Annotated in this window: 7 protein-coding genes and 1 pseudogene; 4 read left to right on the top strand and 4 right to left on the bottom strand. The window is 40.2% G+C overall.

What is annotated here, in order from left to right; all coding sequences use genetic code 11:
• Positions 1-59: 59 nt before the first annotated feature.
• Complete coding sequence (locus DES35_RS11225; RefSeq protein WP_114366605.1) at positions 60-314, bottom strand: SymE family type I addiction module toxin; 255 nt, start codon at positions 312-314, stop codon at positions 60-62.
• A gap of 144 nt (positions 315-458) precedes the next feature.
• Here DES35_RS11225 and DES35_RS11230 point away from each other — a divergent pair, with 144 nt between their 5' ends.
• The 4 genes from DES35_RS11230 to DES35_RS11715 are packed head-to-tail and all read left to right on the top strand — an operon-like array spanning position 459 to position 1,432.
• A complete protein-coding gene (locus tag DES35_RS11230; RefSeq protein ID WP_114366606.1) occupies positions 459-806 on the top strand; it encodes a helix-turn-helix domain-containing protein in 348 nt (115 codons plus the stop codon).
• A gap of 11 nt (positions 807-817) precedes the next feature.
• Positions 818-1,024 carry a hypothetical protein gene (locus tag DES35_RS11235; RefSeq protein ID WP_114366607.1) on the top strand — a complete coding sequence of 69 codons (207 nt, stop codon included), beginning with the start codon at positions 818-820 and terminating at the stop codon, positions 1,022-1,024.
• Entirely contained in the window at positions 1,014-1,262 is a 249-nt protein-coding gene (locus DES35_RS11710) for a hypothetical protein (protein WP_244906348.1), read from the top strand. Before DES35_RS11235 ends, DES35_RS11710 begins: the two co-directional genes overlap by 11 nt.
• Complete coding sequence (locus DES35_RS11715) at positions 1,181-1,432, top strand: type II toxin-antitoxin system RelE/ParE family toxin (RefSeq protein ID WP_244906349.1); 252 nt, start codon at positions 1,181-1,183, stop codon at positions 1,430-1,432. Before DES35_RS11710 ends, DES35_RS11715 begins: the two co-directional genes overlap by 82 nt.
• A 7-nt stretch (positions 1,433-1,439) precedes the next feature.
• On the opposite strand, the gene DES35_RS11245 is transcribed toward DES35_RS11715, so the two are convergent.
• The 3 genes and pseudogenes from DES35_RS11245 to DES35_RS11720 all read right to left on the bottom strand — a co-directional run.
• Entirely contained in the window at positions 1,440-1,871 is a 432-nt protein-coding gene (locus tag DES35_RS11245; RefSeq protein ID WP_114366608.1) for a hypothetical protein, read from the bottom strand.
• A 430-nt stretch (positions 1,872-2,301) separates the two neighbouring features.
• Complete coding sequence (locus DES35_RS11255) at positions 2,302-2,943, bottom strand: hypothetical protein (protein WP_244906350.1); 642 nt, start codon at positions 2,941-2,943, stop codon at positions 2,302-2,304.
• A gap of 21 nt (positions 2,944-2,964) precedes the next feature.
• A pseudogene (locus DES35_RS11720) lies at positions 2,965-3,204 on the bottom strand (RHS repeat-associated core domain-containing protein); the annotation flags it as partial.
• Positions 3,205-3,303 lie beyond the last annotated feature (99 nt).

Below are 3,303 nucleotides of genomic sequence, written 5' to 3' on the forward strand. Positions count from 1 at the left end.
GCCGTAATGCTGCAGGAGCATTGCAAGGGTTAAGCGGTTTTTGATTTCCTGTATCTCCATCACAACAGCTTTTTCAGTGCGCGTTCCACTTCTTCGAACCTGGCCTTATAATCCTCCTGATCTTCGGCCACCTGTTCTATCGGTTGGATGATTAGTAATTTCTCACGCATGGTGATCTCTACCTTATCCCCGGCATGAAAACCGAGTTTTTCCAACCATAGCCCACTTACGTTCAACCAAGGAACTTCTTTCTCCGCGCCATACGCGCGTTCCTGATACCGGCTGTGGAGGGTTATTCTGCGTTTTGTGCTCATGAGTGAAAAAAGTTTTTCTATTTTTATATGCGGAACTGATTACGCAAGACTATAATACATTTCTCAAATATCCAAAACACACATGCCTTTTTTATGAACTGCATTACTCGTATACTTGCAAAACATCTCGAAAAGAGTACGTTTATGAGTAATGAATTAGGCATTGGAGGCAGAATAACGCTCCTGAGAAAAAGTAAAAACTGGTCTCAAATTGAACTGGCTAAACAAATAAATGCCTCAAGAGAGATTATTAGCAGATACGAACGCAACGAAAGCCAACCTTCCATCGATATGATGGCTAAAATGGCCAAAGTATTTGGCGTAACCGTTGATTACATGATCGGACAAAGCGAAAGTGCTTCTTTTGATAAAGAAACCGTAGGAAGGATTAATGACATTCAAAAAATGGATGCCAACACTAAAAGCGTTCTCTTTAATGTAATTGATACCTACATCCAAAACTTTAAGACCAAAAAAGCCTTCTCCGGATAAAAAACAGTGTCATGAAAATATTACTGGACATAAAGGACGATAAAGTGGCTTTTATCATGGAGCTTTTGAGCAATTTCAAGTTTGTCAAAGCAAAGCCTCTTAGCCCATATAAAACCCAAGTACTCGAAGGCATACGTGAAGCCGTCGAGGAAGTAAACCAAATTAAAGCAGGAAAGAAAAAGGCTAAACCCTTAAGCGAGTTCCTCAATGAGCTTTAATGTTGATACCATAGCCCCGTTTAGAAAAGAGGCAAAAAAACTCATTAAAAAATACCCTTCCCTCAAAAAAGAATTCGCTGAACTTGGAAGCTTGTTTCATCAGACCCCACTACCGGCACTGCTCTTGGCAATAATTGCTACAAAATACGTCTGGCCATCGCTTCAAAAGGCAAAGGAAAATCCGGTGGAGCAAGGGTTATTACCCATTTTTACGTGGCCAATAATACCGTCTTCCTGATCTCTATTTACGATAAATCCGAACAGGAAAATATCCCTAATAACGAGATTAAAGCGCTTTTGAAGCTTATTCAGTGGCAGTCGCACTTCAAAACTTCGAAGAGGTTTTCTAAGAAAATAGGAGACGTCGCTACTCAACCTCTTTTTATCTGGGAAGGTTACAGGAATTAGGTTTTTTTCATTCCTTTTTCAAAACACCTTTAAGCTGTTCGCTCGCATCAAGCTTTTCCCTGAAACAACTTGCCCTATAAAAAAAGTGTTTTTTGAGCTTATACTTCAAAAACAGTGCTGACTTGTAGGGCGTGTTGTTGTGAAAATCTTTTGACAGTGTGAGATATGCTGTTTCGCCATCCACTGCTTCCGTTTTCTGAAAATAATAGAACTGGTACGAGGGGGCACCACGCGTAACTGTCACCAAAACCAATTCCACGCTATCCAATCGATCAACGGCTTCAAGAAATGGCTCTTTGTTTTTACTTGAATAACTCAAAGGAATTTCTTCCAAACACTCTATTAGCATTGACTGTCCTTTAAACTTCTCTTTGTCTTGAAGTTCTACAGTAGACAGCACAAATACCAGCTTAATTGAAAACAAGAACATTATGATCATATTCAGTTTTTTGTTTTTTAATCAACGTAAGTAAACATATGCCATAGAAAATGCCATCACAGTATACAAAATATCTATCCAGCTTAGTTTAACTTTTCCACGAGCAAACTCTGATACAAATCCACGTCCGGAAACAAGAACTAAATCCTTGCAAAACACTCTAAAAGACCATAAACGAAATATATAAGTCATTAGAAAGTAAAGCAACACCAAGATGAAGATTTCAAGACTAACAAAAAAGTAATTCACTCCCCACAAAACAATTAAAATTAGCATATTAGATAATTTAACTAGCAGGGAAGTAGTAATAAATAATCCAAAAAATATAACATTATGTGGACTTGAACTCAGATCAACAGAAAGCAAAATGTTGTAGAGTATTACAGTCAACATAAATAGAAAATCGGCTACCCAACCCCTTGGTTGTTTTTCATTTTTTCCCCTTCCAAACATCTTTCGTTTCTATAATATTAACTCCCTTGTCCATATAATCTAAGCCTCTGATAAACTTATTCGTCATATTCAGTACTCTTCCAGCCTCAGGGATTAAGTTCACACTTGGCCTTATGTATCTATCCCAAGCACCCTCCTTTTTGTCTCCAAAAAGATCTTCTCCTGTACTCATTGTTTTAATAGAATTTATCGCCGCAGTAGGAGGCATCCATAACGCAACTGTTTCAGCAATCTTTGGCGCCACATCTTTATCTGCTCGTTCACCAATTCTATTCCAAGTACTCAATCCGCTCCTCATATTTCTGCCCTGCCACGCATCAAAATCACTATCGATCATGTGTGCAAGTGTTTTATAAGTCCCGGGTCTGTCTTTCCCCTTCTTAAAATCCACCATATGGATTTCGTCTAAATTCACATCAACATCATCATTTCCTCCTTCGTTTGCCGTACTCCAAGAAGCCCGCCATCCTCCATCAATTTTTATAACCTCACCACCTGCATGTTTAGCAGCTTCGTCTTGAGCTAAAATCTTTTCATCTGAATTAAACAGGTTTCTGAAAAACCCGGCTCCTTTTACCCACATTCCATTTGGGTCAGTGAGGTTCACAGGATTATTCATTACATAATTGTACGGAGTATGAGCTGGATACAAATGATACATTGGATCGACACCCAACCATTTGCTCACCACCGGGTGGTAGTACCTGGCTCCGTAGTAGAAGAGCCCGCTTTCGGAGTCGAGCTCTTTGGCATTGAAGCGATAGGGTGTGCTGAAGCCGGTGGAGTTGGGAGTGCGGGTTTGACTTATCAGACTTTCCCCCCAAGGGCTGTAGTGGAAGTACTGGTACGGCACTCCGGCTCCATCGGTCACATACTCCACATGACCCAGGTAGTCGGGGTGGTAGTAGAAGAGGATGTGCGGAGGATGTACTAAAGTCTGTAACCCTGTATCCTCATTGATAGTATGTCCATCACCCTG

The sequence above is a fragment of the Schleiferia thermophila genome, assembly GCF_003337435.1.
Taxonomy (GTDB): Bacteria; Bacteroidota; Bacteroidia; order Flavobacteriales; family Schleiferiaceae; genus Schleiferia; species Schleiferia thermophila.